This is a genomic window from Fructilactobacillus sp. X7R9C1, assembly GCF_059901005.1.
Map to the genome: position 1 here is coordinate 1 of NZ_JBWXVG010000006.1, position 16,298 is coordinate 16,298.

At 41.6% G+C, this 16,298-nt stretch carries 19 protein-coding genes; 9 read left to right on the plus strand and 10 right to left on the minus strand.

Annotated elements, in window-relative coordinates:
• Together AC6UD0_RS05040 and AC6UD0_RS05045 are read right to left on the minus strand one after the other, a co-directional pair.
• Positions 1-1,073 (minus strand): dihydroorotase (locus AC6UD0_RS05040; protein WP_500708325.1); only part of this gene is annotated, 1,073 nt, incomplete at its 3' end.
• Positions 1,070-2,020, minus strand: a complete 951-nt coding sequence (locus AC6UD0_RS05045; RefSeq protein WP_500693254.1) for an aspartate carbamoyltransferase catalytic subunit — start codon at positions 2,018-2,020, stop codon at positions 1,070-1,072. The genes AC6UD0_RS05045 and AC6UD0_RS05040, both read right to left, overlap by 4 nt.
• Before the next feature lie 380 nt (positions 2,021-2,400).
• Here AC6UD0_RS05045 and AC6UD0_RS05050 point away from each other — a divergent pair, with 380 nt between their 5' ends.
• Entirely contained in the window at positions 2,401-3,342 is a 942-nt protein-coding gene (locus AC6UD0_RS05050) for a dihydroorotate oxidase (RefSeq protein ID WP_500708327.1), read from the plus strand.
• Between the two features lie 88 nt (positions 3,343-3,430).
• On the opposite strand, the gene AC6UD0_RS05055 is transcribed toward AC6UD0_RS05050, so the two are convergent.
• Positions 3,431-3,553: a hypothetical protein gene (locus tag AC6UD0_RS05055; RefSeq protein ID WP_500693256.1), complete on the minus strand. Its 123-nt coding sequence runs from the start codon at positions 3,551-3,553 to the stop codon at positions 3,431-3,433.
• 10 nt (positions 3,554-3,563) lie between these two features.
• On the minus strand, positions 3,564-4,139 hold the full coding sequence (locus tag AC6UD0_RS05060) for a hypothetical protein (RefSeq protein WP_500693257.1): 576 nt from the start codon (positions 4,137-4,139) through the stop codon (positions 3,564-3,566).
• A 122-nt stretch (positions 4,140-4,261) separates the two neighbouring features.
• On the opposite strand from AC6UD0_RS05060, the gene AC6UD0_RS05065 reads away from it, so the two are divergent.
• Positions 4,262-5,110 carry a hypothetical protein gene (locus AC6UD0_RS05065; RefSeq protein WP_500708328.1) on the plus strand — a complete coding sequence of 283 codons (849 nt, stop codon included), beginning with the start codon at positions 4,262-4,264 and terminating at the stop codon, positions 5,108-5,110.
• A 62-nt stretch (positions 5,111-5,172) separates the two neighbouring features.
• Here AC6UD0_RS05065 and AC6UD0_RS05070 read toward each other — a convergent pair whose 3' ends face one another.
• On the minus strand, positions 5,173-5,325 hold the full coding sequence (locus tag AC6UD0_RS05070) for a hypothetical protein (protein ID WP_500693259.1): 153 nt from the start codon (positions 5,323-5,325) through the stop codon (positions 5,173-5,175).
• Between the two features lie 27 nt (positions 5,326-5,352).
• Complete coding sequence (locus AC6UD0_RS05075) at positions 5,353-5,880, minus strand: DUF308 domain-containing protein (protein ID WP_500693260.1); 528 nt, start codon at positions 5,878-5,880, stop codon at positions 5,353-5,355.
• A gap of 247 nt (positions 5,881-6,127) precedes the next feature.
• Here AC6UD0_RS05075 and AC6UD0_RS05080 point away from each other — a divergent pair, with 247 nt between their 5' ends.
• The 4 genes from AC6UD0_RS05080 to AC6UD0_RS05095 are packed head-to-tail and all read left to right on the plus strand — an operon-like array spanning position 6,128 to position 8,950.
• The gene (locus tag AC6UD0_RS05080; RefSeq protein WP_500693261.1) at positions 6,128-6,505 is read left to right on the plus strand and encodes a helix-turn-helix transcriptional regulator; all 378 of its coding nucleotides are present in this window, start codon (positions 6,128-6,130) and stop codon (positions 6,503-6,505) included.
• A 20-nt stretch (positions 6,506-6,525) separates the two neighbouring features.
• The gene (locus AC6UD0_RS05085; protein WP_500693262.1) at positions 6,526-7,401 is read left to right on the plus strand and encodes an ABC transporter ATP-binding protein; all 876 of its coding nucleotides are present in this window, start codon (positions 6,526-6,528) and stop codon (positions 7,399-7,401) included.
• Position 7,402: 1 nt separating this feature from the next.
• Positions 7,403-8,161, plus strand: a complete 759-nt coding sequence (locus AC6UD0_RS05090; protein WP_500693263.1) for an ABC transporter permease — start codon at positions 7,403-7,405, stop codon at positions 8,159-8,161.
• Between the two features lie 18 nt (positions 8,162-8,179).
• Positions 8,180-8,950, plus strand: coding sequence for an ABC transporter permease (locus AC6UD0_RS05095; protein WP_500693264.1), 771 nt, complete (start codon positions 8,180-8,182; stop codon positions 8,948-8,950).
• Between the two features lie 82 nt (positions 8,951-9,032).
• Here AC6UD0_RS05095 and AC6UD0_RS05100 read toward each other — a convergent pair whose 3' ends face one another.
• Both AC6UD0_RS05100 and AC6UD0_RS05105 read right to left on the minus strand, forming a co-directional pair.
• A complete protein-coding gene (locus AC6UD0_RS05100) occupies positions 9,033-9,674 on the minus strand; it encodes an NAD(P)H-binding protein (RefSeq protein WP_500693265.1) in 642 nt (213 codons plus the stop codon).
• Positions 9,675-9,691: 17 nt separating this feature from the next.
• Positions 9,692-10,891, minus strand: a complete 1,200-nt coding sequence (locus tag AC6UD0_RS05105) for an MFS transporter (RefSeq protein ID WP_500693266.1) — start codon at positions 10,889-10,891, stop codon at positions 9,692-9,694.
• Positions 10,892-11,118: 227 nt separating this feature from the next.
• Between AC6UD0_RS05105 and AC6UD0_RS05110 the strand changes: the two genes are divergently transcribed.
• The gene (locus AC6UD0_RS05110) at positions 11,119-12,354 is read left to right on the plus strand and encodes an aminopeptidase (protein WP_500708329.1); all 1,236 of its coding nucleotides are present in this window, start codon (positions 11,119-11,121) and stop codon (positions 12,352-12,354) included.
• A complete protein-coding gene (locus tag AC6UD0_RS05115) occupies positions 12,354-13,235 on the plus strand; it encodes a glycosyltransferase family 8 protein (RefSeq protein WP_500693268.1) in 882 nt (293 codons plus the stop codon). Before AC6UD0_RS05110 ends, AC6UD0_RS05115 begins: the two co-directional genes overlap by 1 nt.
• A gap of 116 nt (positions 13,236-13,351) precedes the next feature.
• Here the strand turns inward: AC6UD0_RS05115 and AC6UD0_RS05120 are convergent, their stop codons facing one another.
• Both AC6UD0_RS05120 and AC6UD0_RS05125 read right to left on the minus strand, forming a co-directional pair.
• A complete protein-coding gene (locus AC6UD0_RS05120; RefSeq protein WP_500693269.1) occupies positions 13,352-14,272 on the minus strand; it encodes a prenyltransferase in 921 nt (306 codons plus the stop codon).
• 23 nt (positions 14,273-14,295) lie between these two features.
• Positions 14,296-15,210: a prenyltransferase gene (locus AC6UD0_RS05125; RefSeq protein WP_500707663.1), complete on the minus strand. Its 915-nt coding sequence runs from the start codon at positions 15,208-15,210 to the stop codon at positions 14,296-14,298.
• Positions 15,211-15,315: 105 nt separating this feature from the next.
• On the opposite strand from AC6UD0_RS05125, the gene AC6UD0_RS05130 reads away from it, so the two are divergent.
• Positions 15,316-16,293 carry a polyprenyl synthetase family protein gene (locus tag AC6UD0_RS05130; protein ID WP_500693271.1) on the plus strand — a complete coding sequence of 326 codons (978 nt, stop codon included), beginning with the start codon at positions 15,316-15,318 and terminating at the stop codon, positions 16,291-16,293.
• Positions 16,294-16,298: the final 5 nt, after the last annotated feature.

Consider the following 16,298-nt stretch of genomic DNA (forward strand, 5'->3'; position numbering starts at 1 on the left):
GTTGGCTTGCTACTCATCCATTCCATCAATTGACTGAGAGTGACTCGCCCAGTTTCAACCAGTCTGGTGTACAGCAGTGGAAAGGCCGTTTCGATGCCGGTAATCCCGAAAGCTGAATCGTTAAAGGAATGCCCTTTGTCAGAGACAGTGTGGGGAGCGTGGTCGGTCGCAATCATGTCAATGGTGCCATCCAATAGTCCATCTAGTAACGCTTGCCGGTCTTTTTTGGTTCTCAGTGGCGGATTCATCTTGTACATGGGGTCGTCACTGGTAATCATGGAATCGTCTAATAGCAGGTGATGGGGAGAGACCTCGGCGGTGACGTTGACGTCATCCGCTTTAGCTCGTCGAATCAGTTCCACACTGCGCGCTGTTGAGACGTGACAGACGTGGTAATGAATGCCACTAGCGCGTGCTAGTTCGAGGTCGCGAGCTAGTTGGCTGGTTTCCGTCACTTCAGGAACGCCCTTTAGGCCAAGTTTTTGAGCTGCTAATCCTTCATTAATGACGCCGCCGTTCATTAACGAGCGGTCTTCGACGTGGGCAGCCAGAGGCAATCCAGTTTGAGCGATCTTTTTCATGGCCTTGTACATGGTCTGGGCGCTCTGAATCCCAATCCCATCGTTACTGAAGGCCACGGCTCCAGCCTGTTTCATCTCGGCAAAGTTTACGAGTTGGTCACCACGTTCGTTGTAAGTGACGGGGGCGAACTGTTTCACGTTGACAACGCCCTGTTGCAGGTTATGTTCAATCATTGATTTTAGTTTATCAGGAGTATTGGGGACGGGCATGACGTTTGGCATGGCACAAACGGTCGTGTAACCACCGTGAGCGGACGCTTCACTACCGGTTTTTACGGTTTCCTTTTCCGTTTGACCGGGGTCTCTGAAGTGAACGTGCACGTCCACCAAACCGGGCAGTACCACCTTATTCATGGCGTCAATGACCCTGTCGGTTTGCGTTGGCTCAATTTGAGGTTTAATTTGTTTAATAACACCATCATCTAACAGTAAATCACACCGTTTGAGCGCTTGATTTTGAAAAAGTTGCCCGTTTTGAATTAAAATTTTCATCGTTCGTCAATTCCCTCAATATCTGCTTTATTCACAATGCCCTTATTAACGAGGACGTCGGTCAAAATGGCCATGCGCATGTACATCCCATTCGTCATCTGTTTAAAGATTCGGGACTTGTCGGCTTCGACGAGGTCGGAATCAATCTCAATTCCCCGGTTGACGGGAGCGGGGTGCATGATGATGGCGTTATCCTTCATCGTTTGGTAGCGCTCCTTAGTTAAGCCAAATTGTTCGTGGTAACTGGTGGCGTCAAAGTTCGCCAGTTCTTTTCCGAGGCGTTCCTTTTGCACCCTGAGTAACATCACGATGTCGGATTTGTGGGCCAGTTCGTCAACGGTTAAATGCTTACCGTACTCCTCAAATTGCGGGTCGTACCACTGGTCGGGACCCGCAAACGACACGTGCGCTCCGAGTTTAGTTAAAAGTTCCATGTTGGAACGGGCCACTCTGGAGTGGTTTAAATCGCCAATGATGCCGACGTTTAAATCCTTGAAGGTGCCAAATTCCTGGTAGATGGTCATCATATCAAGCAGTGATTGCGACGGGTGTTGACCGCTTCCGTCACCACCGTTAACGACGCTGATTTTCAGGTTGTCGTCCAGTAGTTGTCGGTAGTACTCGTTTTCGGGATGCCGAATCACCGCGATGTCAACGCCAATCGCCTGAAGCGTTTTGATGGTGTCGGAGAGGGTCTCACCCTTGGTGACTGAACTAGTGTTGGCGTTAAACTGAAGGACCTGGATTCCGAGTCTGCGTTCCGCCATCTCAAAGCTGGTGTGCGTTCTGGTACTGTTCTCAAAGAAGAGGTTCATTGCGTAGGTGGGGCGGTTTAGGTGCACCGACTTGCCCTCTTTGAAGAGTTGCGCCAATTTAATCTTATGTAAAACTTGTTTCTCGTCCATGTCAGAGACCGTCACTAAGTCATGCTTGTATGAATATGCCATTTGATCCTCCTAGATTTTCACTTGGTTGAATTGCATAAATAAAGGGCCTACTACAAATTAACGTAGCACGCCCATTTTTTGACATAACCAGTTAACTTTTCAATCTCTCTGGATTGAATTAAAGTAGTCTCGATTTATTTGATAAATACTCTAACTAAATTGACGTAGAAAGTCAATTATTTTTTAGGCAGGTTTTCTAAGTTGACAATTGAGGGTGGGGGTCGTTATGATAATGACAATCAATCTTTAATTGGTTCAGAGAATCCAAAAGATTATTCATCCTAATTAAACTAATCGCGGTCGCAACTATGACAAATGGGAACTTCTCTGAATGCCCACAAGTAGTTGTGACTTTTTATATACCAAAGGAGTTATTTACAATGGATCACATTTCAATTGCAACACAGATCGGTAACGAAACGTTTGCCCATCCCTTTTTAAATGCCGCTGGAGTCTTTGACGAAACCGCCGAAGAGATGAATCAAATCCTGAAATCCGAAGCTGGTGGCGTGACGACCAAGAGTGCCACGTTAGAGCCACGTAAAGGAAATCTCAAGCCGCGCTACGCTGAAACAGAATTTGGCAGTATCAATTCCATGGGACTGCCAAACAAGGGACTGGCATACTATCTTGATTACATTGAACAGAATCAGATTGATAAGCCAATCGATTTATCAATCTCGGGAACCTCCCTTGGTGACAACATCACGGCTCTAAGAAAAATTCAAGACAGTAGCTTTACTGGTCTCTGTGAGCTTAACTTGTCGTGTCCAAATGTGATTGGCAAGCCTCAGATTGGTTACGATTTTGCGGCCGTTCACGCGGCCATGGAAGCCATTTTTAGTTTTTACACCAAGCCACTGGGCCTCAAGTTACCACCGTATTTTGACCTACAACAATACGACGCCATAAGTAAGATTTTGAACCAGTATCCCTTGACCTACATCAACACCATTAACAGTGTTGGTAACGGCTTAATTGTGGACGCTGACACCGAATCAGCAGTCATTTCCCCCAAGGGTGGTTTTGGCGGAATCGGTGGTTCATACGTCAAGCCCGTGGCGTTAGCTAATGTACGAGCTTTCAGAAAGCGTTTGAAGTCAGAAATCAAGATTATCGGAACTGGTGGCGTTCGTACTGGAAAGGATGCCTTTGAGTTAATCCTGTGTGGTGCTGATGTGGTTGAGGTCGGAACGGCCCTTTTAAAGGAAGGCCATGAAATCTTTTCACGTTTGGATTCTGAACTGACAGATATCATGCTTCACAAGGGCTACCATCAGTTGTCTGATTTTCGGGGGAAGCTTAAGGAGCGGCAGGATTAGTTTGGTTCTAGAATGATTTTAAATACTGTTATTAACGAAAAGGGTGACCACACGATCGAATCGCGTGATCACCTTTTTAATTTGAACCTTAAACTGCGTTTGAAATTTCACCAATTGGACCGGGAATTAACAGTACTAACGCCATGCAGACGAGTAGTACGATTACAAGTACAACAGCGATGGCAATAATAATCTTAGTTGACTTGGACATAAATCTCCTCCTAATCATTTTTGATTAGATCAGTCAAAAAGATGAGCTCCCATGAATTGAAACACACAATCTCGATCTTTTTGAGTTTGATCTTGTGTTCCTCATTTAAAATGGGGTCAAACGGATCGTCAACGGCTCGTGAAATCAGTGAGAAATTGGACGGTTCTCGATTTTTCATGTAGCCGATGCGGTCTTTTTTCTGGTTCTTCTTGTTAATTGTGACGACTTCAAAATTCACTTCACTCCGTGACAGATAATCAAGGACCTCCTGAAGTGGATTCTTAAAAGGAAGGTCTTCAATTGTTTTAATTTGTGGTGTATCCTTAAGCCCATATTCGGTCGCAAGGGTCCGATACTCGATCATCTGTTTTAAGTACGGAGTTCCCGTGTTAAAAACCGGAACTTCTTTCGTCAGATCGATTAATTCGTAGTTATCAAGACGACCTTCGAGGTCAATGGTCCTCATCAGCGCATACTTGTCGTTATGTTTTAAAATGTAACCAACGTCGAATTTATTTTTCCGTTCATTTTCAAAGTATTCCACCATCGTGGTGGGATTGAGTTCATCAATATCAATGTCTTCCATTTTATTAACCTCCTGGGCTCAATTTCATCATACCCAAACGCTCACGATAGTACAAACATTTAGAAAATTGAGTTTAATTGGGTGTAAAATAGATACCAGAAGAACTAATAAAGGGGAATTTCATGTTAAAAAAACTTGTCAAGACGCGTCAATTCAAAACGTTATCGCTGGAATTCGTAGCGTATGCTTTCGTCATTTTAGACTTACTTTATTATGAAGCTTTTCACCTGTCGGCTGAGATTGGTCTAATCTTCATTTTTATGGCGGTTCCAATGGCTTTCTTTGAGTCAAAGGGGAAGGGTTATCAGTGGTCGTGGCTCGCGGCTTCGACCTTGATTTGTGGAGCAGCCGCTTCCGTAATGAATCGACCGTACTTTGTGTTAGCTGTGCTGTTCTTTACCGCCGTTTATGCCTTCATGATTTATCACCCGATTAGTCTGTATCCTAAGTTTTGGATGATGTTGATCTACTGGATGGTGTTCCTCTTGGGATGCGACATCATCACGTGGACGGGACGCAAGATTAATATCGTGACCGAGAGTCATAAGCAACTTTTGAGTGCTAATCTCGAGATTATTGGAATTACCCTGTTAGTGATGGTGATTTTGACGGCAATCGGCTACTTCTTGATTCATCGGCAGTTAGAACCCTTACTCATTAAAAACAGCATCATGTTCTGGATTAACGTGGTGTTGAGCGTCCTGTTGGTCATTCAGTCAGCGGTCGTGGTTTTTTGGCTGAAATTTGGACCGTTTCACCTTCACCTTGGTCCGCATTCCGTCATTGGTGGTTTCACGATGGTCGGCGGTAGTTTGATTGCCCTGGTGATTTACATTGAACTGGTGTTTATTATCATTAATTCGATTTGGTCGAGTTACACGATGGGCAAGTGGCAGGTCGTAAGTAGCTTCGTTTACTTGGACCTCGTGCTTGTGTTTATCATGCTGCTTCTGGGCAACTCATTAATTTAAATAAAATTGACAAGAGAAAATGGCTTCACGTATTTGGGTACGTGAAGCCATTTTTGGTTTGCTTAACCTTTGAGATACCAATCAATTAGTGATTGGTCATCTGAATCGGGATCGATAATAATTTGACCCATATCATTAGTTTTAGTTTTTTGAGCCGTATTTTTACTCAACAGATTATTCCAAAAATGTTGGATTTTTTTATCATTATTTTTCATGTGAATCCTTTTTAATTAATCCCTAATTTAAAATGCCATTACCAATAACTTAATTCCTTCAACGATGAAGTAGATCCCGATGAAGATAATAACAACGGCGTTTGAAAGGTATGGGGTAAACAATAGGATAATTCCAATGATGATTCCGATGATGCCGGCCGTTACGATTAACCAGTAGTAACGTTTGGCTGACTTCTGTTGTGCTTTGGTTACCGAGTAGATGCTTAGACCAGAGTCAACGATGAACCAGATCGCAAAGGCGATGGCGATGAGGTAGAAGCCAAATGATCGGCTGAATAACAGGATCAGACCAATGATGATATCGATAATTCCATTGATGATAATCAAGTATCCCGAAACATCAAAGTTCTTTTGCAGTTGATGATGAAGCACCAAGTGGTACAGGCCAATGCAGAGTGCCACGATTCCTAAAATAACGGCTAGTGCCTGCAGTGTGGCAAATGGCTTGATGAAGACAAAGAGTCCAGCGGCAACAAAGATAATTCCCGCAATTAGGGCCCATCCATCAAAACCCCTTTCTTTTTCATTAAACATATAAAACGCTCCCTTTATTTAAAGCTATTACATGGTCAATTATAACGTAGTTTGTGAGGAATGGTGAAAATAAAAAACAGCTAACTGCACGTTGATAGTGTGTGATTTGGGAACAGTTATGCACCTAACTATGCAAACATTAATTAACATAATTCCACCTTAGAAGTGCTATTCCTTATAAAGGAGTGCTTTATTATTTTTCTGTCTACGTTATATTTAAATTAATAAAACTTAAAGGAGTACATAAATGAAAATTATTTTTGCTCAGCAATTACAAAAATTACGAAAAGAAAAGGGAATTTCTCAAGAAGAGTTGGCAAATGATTTATATGTGACCCGTCAAACAGTTTCGAAATGGGAACTTGGTGAAACTACTCCAAATTTAAATACAATTGAGAAAATTGCCAAAATTTTTCAAATTCCAGTAGAGGTGTTGTTATTTGGTAATAAACCAGATAAAAATTCATCTAATCAAAATGGATACAATTCTCCTCAAAACGTTAACGAAAGATATCATCCGATTAATAATGTGTGGGAATTCTTAGCTAGATATTGGTGGATTGTTTTAATTTTGATTTTAGTATCTGGATTTGTGTTTACCGTAGCAGAAATGTTCCATAGTTAAGTTTATAGAGAGGAATTGGTATGCTTTCAGTAAAAGATATTAGTATTTCTTTTGGGAAAAATCATGTTTTGAAAAATGTTTCATTTGAAGTTAAATCTGGTGAAATTGTAGGTTTAATCGGTCCTAATGGAGCCGGTAAAAGTACGATTATGAAAACAATTTTAGGTCTTCTAAAGTTTAAGGGGTCAGTTTCCTTAAATGGTCAAAGTGTCACCACTACTAACCATATTGCACTGAAAAAAGTGGGAGCGTTGGTTGAAAATCCAGCTATTTATCCATTTTTAACAGGGATGGAGAACCTTAAACTATATAGTAAAGATTCAACAGATATGCATCATATTGTTTCGTTATTACAGATGAATTCATACATTGACCAAAAATCTAAAAATTATTCTATTGGAATGAAACAAAAATTGGGGATTGCAATTGCTTTATTAAATAAGCCTGATTTAGTTATTTTGGATGAGCCAATGAACGGTTTAGATATTGAAGCTACCATTAGTGTTAGAAAGATCATTAGGGAATATGCCCAAAATGGGACTGCCTTTTTAATTTCTAGTCATATATTATCAGAATTACAGAAAGTCATGACGGATATTTTAATTTTAAAAAATGGCAAAATAATTTTAAGTAAGTCATTACAAGAAATTTTTGAAACTAATGATCAAAAATACCGATTAATTACACGAAATATGAATAAGACAAAAGATATCTTAAAGAAATTCAAAGTTGATTTTATTGATGAAAGTGATTTTTATGTAATTAATCGAAGCAATTTGGATAAAATTCAAGAAATTCTGGCTGATAATAGTATTTATCTTGAAGAGTTGACTCCTGATAATGGTAATTTGGAAAAGATTGTAGTCCAAATTCTGGAGAAAGAGGGGGTTCAATAGAATGATTGCCAGTTTACGACATGAATTTTATAAATTTGTTCACCAAAGATTACCCTTATATGGAATTGCGATTTTGTTTGTTTTAATGCTTTACAGTGCCATAACGGGAAATAATGACAATTTAGTGGTTACACAAGGCTTCGGTATGGGCCAATGGTCCATCGTGATTTTAATTGCGATTGCGTCTGATTTTATTGCCATTGAATACCGTAATCATACTATTAGTACTCTGTTTTATAAAACATCTAATAAATTCAAGATTTATTTATCTAAGTTTATGATTGTGATGTTTTATGGAATAACTTTATTAGGACTTGGTTCCTTTGTGACGTTGATATTTACATTCTTTTTAGCTAATCAAGAATTTTCCTGGTTTTCGCTTGTTAATGATCAACATACTGTTTTAATTTCCCTCTTATTGAATATCATTGGTTATCTATTGTATATGATTTTTGTGATTGCACTTACTTTTCTTCTTATTTGTTTAACCCAAAATGAATCGTTTGTAATTGCAATGGGACTATTAATCGTGTTTTTAGGATCGAATATCTCAACCGCCATCATGAAAAGCATCCCGACTTCAGTCAATTTTATAAAATGGAATCCGTTGAATATGATTTATGTAATTAATCAATTATCTAATAAAAAGTACTTCCTATTTTCAAATTTAAGTAATGTTCAGTTAATAATAGGCACGCTTATTTATGGACTAGGATTTTTTGTTGTTGGGTATTTTATTTTTAAGCATCAACGGATTTAAAATGGAGGGGATCTAGTTATGCTACGTTGTTTACATCAGGAATTTTATAAAAGTATTCACCGAAAAATTGTTTATATTGCACCATTTTTAATTCCCGTTTATACGGTCATTGTTAAGATGGCTTCTGGTAATCAACAAAATAATTTGTTAGCTATGACAAATGACGATTCAAATCAGATTATTCCACTAGTGTTAATCATTGTCTGTTCGACACTTTTTACGATGGAGTATCAGAATAATGCGATTTTAACGATCCTTTATAAAGCTCCGCAAAAAGCTGACGTTTATTTTGCTAAAGTACTGATTGCATGTAGTTATGCGATAATATTACATTTATTTTCAATAATTTGCTTTTTTATTTTCCAGTTAGTTCCGTTTACTTCTTTGTCAATAAATTGGTTAGATTTATATCAATATCACAGTCCGTTAATTATAAATATGATTATTTTTAATTTAGTGGATTTGGTTGCATCTTTATTGATAATTAGTTTGGTATTTATTGCATCGTGCATTATTAATTCAAATGCGGTAGTTATTACAACTAATATTCTCATCGTTTTGATTGGTCAATTCGTCTCAGGCAATTTAGTAGATAAAAGTAATTCATTTTCTAATATATTAAAATGGAATCCCTTTAATATGCTGAACTTGACTAATCAATACTATAACTACGGAACTTATCATTTAACAACTCTTTTGAGCAATGGTCAATTAATGATTGGAACATTGGGATGGTCACTCACATTTTTAGTGTTAGGGTACATAATTTTTCAGAGAAAAAGTTTTTGATTAATATTTTTTATAAATAACGAAAAATACCTTTAGATCGGATTGATAAAATCCATCTAAAGGTATTTATATTGTTTAACTTTTAATAAAATGAAGGTTTTGACAGATTCTCCGTACCAGGCTCAACCACGCCAATGTCTTCACGTTGGTATTTACTTGGGTCTTCGATGATGCTGATGATTAACTTGGCAATGGCTTCCCGGGTGACTTGCGCACCCTTAAACGGTTTACCAGCGGGAATAACTTCGTATTTTTCGTTGTTCTTGTCGTTATAAAGCCAGGTCATCTTCAAGTAGGTGTAGTCAATGTCGGAATCAAGCAGTTCCTTATAGGCTTTCTTGGGATCGGCGTAGGTACTGCCAATCATCTCGTTGTTCCACTTCTTAAATGGTCCAACGACCGTATCGTCAACGTCCAGGAGACCAGCGACGATTAAACGTTTAACGTCTGCCTGGTCCATGGACTTGATAACGGAACTCATTGCCTCAGCGTGGGGAACATCCGAAAAGACGATGTCTTGGCCCTTCATGACGCTTGTCAGGGTTTCATTATCATTGATGTCGCCGTCAACGACAGTTTCTCGTTTGGGGTCACTGACAGTTAACCGACTTTTAGCGTTACGCGCTAGTAGGGTCATGTCAACGTCGGTGTCCTTTAATAATTTTTGAATTACGATGCTAGGAATTTGTCCCGCGGCACCTAAGATTAGTACTTTTTTTGCCATATGCAATTCCTCCGTTTCTATTCATCACTTTTGACGCCCTTAGTGTGACGCATTTCGTAACGAACTACAAATGTTATGAACGCCGAAAACAGTAAAATAATGGCGACAATCGTGTAGGGATAGTGCGGGTTAATGTCCATTAGAACCCCGGAAAAGATGGGTCCGATGATGTTACCAACACTGGTTAGTGACATGTTTAAGCCGTTGATTAATCCCTGGTTATTCTTGCCAAAACGAGTTAGAAGTGTTGTAATGGCAGGTCTGAGCACGTCAAAGGCACAAAAGACCACTAGGGTGGCAATGATGACTTCGATTTTGCTGTGAGCAAACAGAATCCAGACGATACAGATGGAACTAAGAACGAAACAGTCGCGGATGAGACCGAGTTCACCGCGCATTCGGACTAAGCGATCGAAGAAGACGACCTGAAGGACGAGAGAAATCATCCCGTTGATGATTAGGACGACAGCAATGTTATCAAGGGTAAAGTGAAAGACCTGGTTCACGTAGATCGTGTAGATACTTTCAAAGCCCTGCAGGCCAAATGATGAGATTAAAATCATGGCAAAAAGGGCAATCATGGTCCCGTTTAAGATGGACTTCAGGCCCTTTTCGGTGATGTGGACTTCCTCCATGACGGGATTTTTTTGATTGGTCTGTTTGATGTGCTTGGGAAGTCCTATGACAAAGAAGATGACGGCGATGATGCCAAGGACGCCCGCAAACCAGAACGGCGTCTTGTACCCAAACTTGGCGAGTGCACCACCAATCCCGGGACCGATGATTAAACCACCACTAAAAGCGGCTGAGAGCAGGCCAATGACCTTGGCCCGTTGTTCTGAAGACGACAGGTCAGCGGCCATTGCCATGGACGTTGGCACCACCATGGCGGCTGAAATTCCACCAATTAGTCGGGAAATATCGAATAACAGCAGCGTGTTAGATGCCGCAAACATCATTTCCGAGACGGAATAAAGGATTAGACCTCCAGCCAGAATTGGTGCTCGTCCAATCTTGTCTGAAATCCGGCCCACAAACGGCGATCCGATGAACTGAGCTAAGGCGTATAGTGAAGTCATGGTTCCCATCTGAGCGGTGGTTAGATGATATTCGTTTTTAATGAAGGGTTCGACTGGAATTACCAGACTCATCCCTAAACAAATGATAAAATTCGCAATAATCAGGATGAAAATTGCTCGTTTGGCAGCTTTTGACACGTCGATCCCTCCCGTTTCGTTAAGTAATATCATCCATTTTAGCACGGTATCACGCGCTTGCTCCAGTCCCTTTCTGAGAAATTGTGAAGTCAGATAAGTTGAAAAGCCGTGGTTTCGGACTTACATTCCGTAAGTTAAATTTTGATTGCAAAGCGTTACACTTATTAATTGTAATTGAAAATAAAAATCAATAGAATGGATGCAACGAGAGAAGAAGGGATGATTACATGAAGAAGGAAGAATTAGATCGTAATTTAAAAAAGTATGCGGAATTGATTGTCAAGGTCGGAGTAAACGTCCAACCGGGCCAGACGGTCGTTCTGTATATCTCTGATCATCACCAGGACTTGGCCCACATGATTGTGAAAGAAGCCTATAAAGCTGGGGCCGCCGATGTGATGGTTAAGTGGGACGACACCTTTGTGTCGCAACAATTTTTAGAACATGCCAGTGACGACCGGTTGGAAAACATTCCCCAATACATGATTGATGAGGCCAACTACATCGTTGATAAGCATGCCGCTCGGATCTCAGTTTTGTCGGAGGACCCGGCTGCTTTTGCCAAAATCGATCCCAAACGAGTGGCCAAAAACACGGCGGCCATGGGGAAGGCCACGAACGCGGTCCGGGTTGCTACGCAGAATAACGACTTAACCTGGACGGTCGTGGGTGCCGCTGACACAGCCTGGGCGAAACAGGTTTTTCCTGACTTGCCGGATGACGAATCCGTTGATAAGTTGTGGCGCGAGATTTTCAAAACCGCTCGAGTTGATAACGACGACCCCATTCAGGCTTGGAAGGACCACAAGGACCAACTCCAAGAAAAGGCAGCTTGGTTAAATGAGGAACAGTTTGACACACTGCAGTACCATTCCCCACGAACTGACATGGAGGTCGGATTGCCCAAGCACCACGTCTGGGTAGGGGCTGGCAGTACCAGTGTTGATGGCATTAAGTTCATGCCCAACATGCCGACCGAAGAGGTCTTCACCGCTCCTGACAAACGCCGCATTAACGGTCACGTCACTTCGACGAAGCCGTTAAGCTATTCTGGCACTTTGATTGAAGACATGGAGTTCACTTTTAAGGACGGACAGGTCGTAAAGGCTACCGCCAAGAAGGGGCAAAAGACACTTGACCACCTCCTTGCCACAGATCCGGGAGTTCGTTCGCTCGGAGAAGTTTCACTGGTGCCGGATCCCAGTCCAATTTCACAATCGGGCATTATCTTCTACAACACCCTGTACGACGAAAATGCCAGTGATCACATGGCCCTGGGCGCTGCTTATCCATTCAGTGTTGTTGGAGGGACCGAGATGAGTCCGGAAGAACAAGACCAGGCTGGCTTAAATAGCAGTCAAGAACACGTTGATTTCATGATGGGTTCTGACGACATGAACATCGACGGTGTTAAAGCTGATGGGACGGTCGTTCCCGTCTTTCGTAACGGAGACTGGGCCTAGTGAAAAAACCAATTGAAGTGGCTCATCCACTGACGATTGCGTCCACCACTGACAACAACATGGCACTGCCGCTGGCGATTAATTACACTTCCATCCTTTTAAACAATCCTGACGCTGACTTTGAGTTTTTTGTCGTCAACGATCATCTAAATCCCAAAAATCAGAACTTAATTGCTACCCTCCCGAAACTTTTTAGAAATTGTCGAACGGTGAAATTTTTAAAGCCCCACGAGGATCGCTACCAGAAGGCCAACACGGACGCCCCAAACAGCATCATCAAACGCAATACTTACTATCGCATTGATATTCCAGAAGAAATTGACCGTCCCAGGATTCTCTATCTTGACGCTGATATGATTTGTGTGGGAAACATTGATGAACTTTATCACGCTGATCTAAATGGGAAAGTAATTGGCGCCGTTGAAAATGCTGGTTATTTGGACCGCTTACGTGAGATGGGAATCAGTGAGAAAACTGGCCATTACTTTAACGCCGGCCTGTTACTAATTGATACCAAGAAATGGCGTAGCGCCGGTATTTCACAAAAAGCACGGCGACTTGCGAATGACCATCCAGAAATGTTACGGTTTCAGGATCAGGACGCCTTAAATGCCATTTTTAACGGTGATTGGCAGGCATTACCCTCCAAGTACAACGTGCAAAGTAACCTTATTAAAGGCAAGTACCGCAAAAGTGAGACGACGGACGGGCAACGTTCTCAAATTGAGGCGTTGGATCATCCCGTCATTGTGCACTACACAAACTTCGATAAGCCGTGGATTGTCAAGGTGGATCATCTGCATCCCTTGAGAAGTCTGTATGATGAGTACCAAAATAAATTACTGAATCAACTAGCGTGGTACGTTAGTAATCATCATTAGTTTTAGATCTAAAAAAGCACTTCAGAAAATTCTGAAGTGCTTTTAGTTTATTTAAAGAAGTGCTTTTAGTTTATTTAAAGAAGTGCTTTTAGTTTATTTAAAGAAGTGCTTTTGGTTTATTTAAATAGGTAGATGATAATGGTACCAATCATGTACGTCAAAATGTACAACATGACGATCAGTGAAACGTTTTTAACGATGACGTTATAAATTTCCCCCTTGTTTTGATTGAATTTGAACACTTTGACTTTGGTCCAAACGTAGGGATAAATTAGAATGGTCAGTAGGGCAAAGTAAGGAACGATGCCGACTGCCAAAGAAAGAATCGGAATTACGATGATTGAGAGCCAGTAGACCAAGTCAAACACCTTAATGGCGTTCTTTTTCCCGATGTAGTCGACTAGTGTATGACGGTTATTTCCAATGTCTTGTTCGAGGTCACACGTGTCGTTTGCGAGTTGGATGATAAAGAAGAGGATAAACGGTAATAGTGTCACCAAAAAGGCGTCCAGCACACTCATAAGGGTGAAGTTCCATCGGTGGATGCTTCCCATGTACATGTAAATCAGCGGAACAAAGAACGGAATTAACGTGGCGACCGCTAACTCACAGAATGGGGTGGCGTCTAAGGGCTTTGGTCCTGCCGAGTACGCCAGTCCCAATAGAAAACCAATTACACCGATCACTAAGGTAGGCCATCCGGTAAAGTAACTCAGGATCAAACCGGCGATGATAATAAAAGCCGCAAAACCGTATAACCAGTGGCGAATCATCGTGAGACTCAGATGATTACTCCCGATGGTGCTCGTACTGTGCTTGTAGTCCGTCTTGTCGGTGGCGTGTTCGTAGTCTTCGAGGTTATTCTGCATGTTTAAAAAGAGATGCAGGGCGATGACAATCACGAAGGCACAGATGGCGTACAGCCAGTTAAACGAGCCGTAGTAATAATAAGAAAAACTAGCCGCAAGGATGAGCCAGGTCACGTCCAGCGGTGTTGTGTAAATCTCAGTTAGTTGATAAAAATACTTCCAGGTCATGATTTACCTCCAGTGTAAATGAATTAAAGAAAGATTTTGATGATGGTTCCGATCATGTAAGTAATGATATACAACCCCATTAACATTGTCACCCCACCAACGATTTGATGATAGACTTCTTGCTTGTTCTGGTTGGTTTGAAAAACTTTAACTTTCTTCCAGGCCAGCGGATAAGCCAAAATAATTAAATTTGAAATGATTGGGACGTATCCAAAGAAGGATAAAATTGGTATGATTAAGATTGTCAACCAGAAAACAATTGTAAATAATTTAATTGCGTCTGATGGTCCGATGTAATACACCAGGGTGTAACGGTGATTTCCGATGTCTTCTCTTAGGTCACAGGTATTGTTAGCGAGTTGGGTGATGTAGGCAAGCACAAACAGGAACATGGTGACCAAGAAGACGTCAACGATACTGTCCCAGGAGAAGCGAAAGCGATTAATGCTTCCTAGATAGACGTAAACCAGCGGGTCAAAAAACATGATTAGCATTCCGGTTGCGAGTTCACAAAATGGGGTGGAGTCCACTGGTCTTGGACCCGCCGAGTAGGCTAATCCGAGGCCAAAGCCGATGATGCCAATGATTAACGTGGGCCATCCAGTCAAGTATGCGAGCGTGAGTCCAAGGACGGCGACAATTATCCCCATTATTACGACCCATTTCCAGATCATCCGGGTACTTAGGTGGTACTTACCAATGATACTGGTGGCGTGTTTGTAGTCGGTCACGTCGGTTGCGTGTTCGTAGTCTTCCAGGTTGTTATGTAGGTTTAAAAACAGATGCATCAAGAACACGATGAAGAAGGCCCAGGTGGCATACAGCCAGTTAAAGGAACCGTAAAAGTAGTACGAAAAGCTGGCACAGAACAGTAGGATTAAGACGTCGACTGGGGTGGTGTACATCTCGGTTAGTTGATAAAAGTATTTCCACTTCATTGTTTTGCCTCCGAAAGTCATTGTTAATGTTATTATTATTAAGGATAATGCTGTTATTATAGTACCATGAAAATATCGTAAGGTTACCATAAAAAAGGAAAAGACATGAAAACAACCATTTGGAATAAATTTCCTGAAATTGAATCTGAACTGGTTCAAGTTCAATCACTCATAAGTAAAGAGATTCAGGTTCCTGAGGCCGAGTTTAAACGGGGAATCGAAGAACTAATTAACGGAAACGGCAAGATGCTAAGGGCGGCGCTCCTGTTAATCGCGGGTAACTTTGGCACGGAAGCAGTTGAGCGAGAGAAACTCCTCCAGGCCGCCGCTTCAATTGAGGTCATTCATTTGGCTTCTTTGGTCCACGATGACGTCATTGACCAATCGGACCTAAGACGGGGGGAAGATACGTTAAACGCTCAATTTGGCCAGCGCGAAGCGATCTACCTGGGTGATTACCTGTTCACGAAATACTTTGAAATGCTTTTGGACTATGCCCCAAGTTTTGATAATTTGCGTTACAACGTTGAAAGCATGAAGGACGTCTTGTTTGGCGAGTTGGCTCAAGACGAAAGTAAGTATGATTTAGACCGAAGTGAACAGGACTACTTTGATTCAATTCAGGGAAAGACGGCGGAACTCTTCAAAGTGGCAATGGGGGAGGGTGCCATCCTTTCAATGGCTGACAATAACACCGTCCAGATTGCTGAGCAGATTGGTTTGAACTTTGGGATGGCGTTTCAGATTCGAGACGACCTCCTGGACTTTGAGCCAGACGTTGAAACCGAAAAGCCCACCCTGCACGATGCCAGTGAGGGCGTGTATACCTTGCCCGTCATTGAGACTTTCAAGACCGCTGACGGTCCAAAGTTAAAAAAAATCCTAAAAAAAGACCAGCTTAAAAAAGCTGATCTAAAAGAAATTGCTAAAATTGTGAGTGACAGTGGCGGAATGCAAGCGGCGCGTCAGATTTATACTCAGTATTTAGACGACGCTTTTGACCTAATTGCGCAATTACCACAATCTGAGAGTACCGCTGTCCTTAAAACCATCATTTCGGAATTGTTTCAGTATTCTAAATAACCGAA

Excerpts from the sequence above, each read along its gene's own strand:
- AC6UD0_RS05045 (WP_500693254.1), bottom strand. The coding sequence starts at position 2,020 with ATGGCATATTCATACAAGCATGACTTAGTGACGGTCTCTGACATGGAC.
- AC6UD0_RS05080 (WP_500693261.1), top strand. The coding sequence starts at position 6,128 with ATGAAAATTATTTTTGCTCAGCAATTACAAAAATTACGAAAAGAAAAG.
- AC6UD0_RS05065 (WP_500708328.1), top strand. The coding sequence starts at position 4,262 with ATGTTAAAAAAACTTGTCAAGACGCGTCAATTCAAAACGTTATCGCTG.
- AC6UD0_RS05090 (WP_500693263.1), top strand. The coding sequence starts at position 7,403 with ATGATTGCCAGTTTACGACATGAATTTTATAAATTTGTTCACCAAAGA.
- AC6UD0_RS05095 (WP_500693264.1), top strand. The coding sequence starts at position 8,180 with ATGCTACGTTGTTTACATCAGGAATTTTATAAAAGTATTCACCGAAAA.
- AC6UD0_RS05110 (WP_500708329.1), top strand. The coding sequence starts at position 11,119 with ATGAAGAAGGAAGAATTAGATCGTAATTTAAAAAAGTATGCGGAATTG.
- AC6UD0_RS05085 (WP_500693262.1), top strand. The coding sequence starts at position 6,526 with ATGCTTTCAGTAAAAGATATTAGTATTTCTTTTGGGAAAAATCATGTT.
- AC6UD0_RS05120 (WP_500693269.1), bottom strand. The coding sequence starts at position 14,272 with ATGACCTGGAAGTATTTTTATCAACTAACTGAGATTTACACAACACCG.
- AC6UD0_RS05100 (WP_500693265.1), bottom strand. The coding sequence starts at position 9,674 with ATGGCAAAAAAAGTACTAATCTTAGGTGCCGCGGGACAAATTCCTAGC.
- AC6UD0_RS05050 (WP_500708327.1), top strand. The coding sequence starts at position 2,401 with ATGGATCACATTTCAATTGCAACACAGATCGGTAACGAAACGTTTGCC.
- AC6UD0_RS05055 (WP_500693256.1), bottom strand. The coding sequence starts at position 3,553 with ATGTCCAAGTCAACTAAGATTATTATTGCCATCGCTGTTGTACTTGTA.
- AC6UD0_RS05125 (WP_500707663.1), bottom strand. The coding sequence starts at position 15,210 with ATGAAGTGGAAATACTTTTATCAACTAACCGAGATGTACACCACCCCA.
- AC6UD0_RS05070 (WP_500693259.1), bottom strand. The coding sequence starts at position 5,325 with ATGAAAAATAATGATAAAAAAATCCAACATTTTTGGAATAATCTGTTG.
- AC6UD0_RS05075 (WP_500693260.1), bottom strand. The coding sequence starts at position 5,880 with ATGTTTAATGAAAAAGAAAGGGGTTTTGATGGATGGGCCCTAATTGCG.
- AC6UD0_RS05060 (WP_500693257.1), bottom strand. The coding sequence starts at position 4,139 with ATGGAAGACATTGATATTGATGAACTCAATCCCACCACGATGGTGGAA.
- AC6UD0_RS05130 (WP_500693271.1), top strand. The coding sequence starts at position 15,316 with ATGAAAACAACCATTTGGAATAAATTTCCTGAAATTGAATCTGAACTG.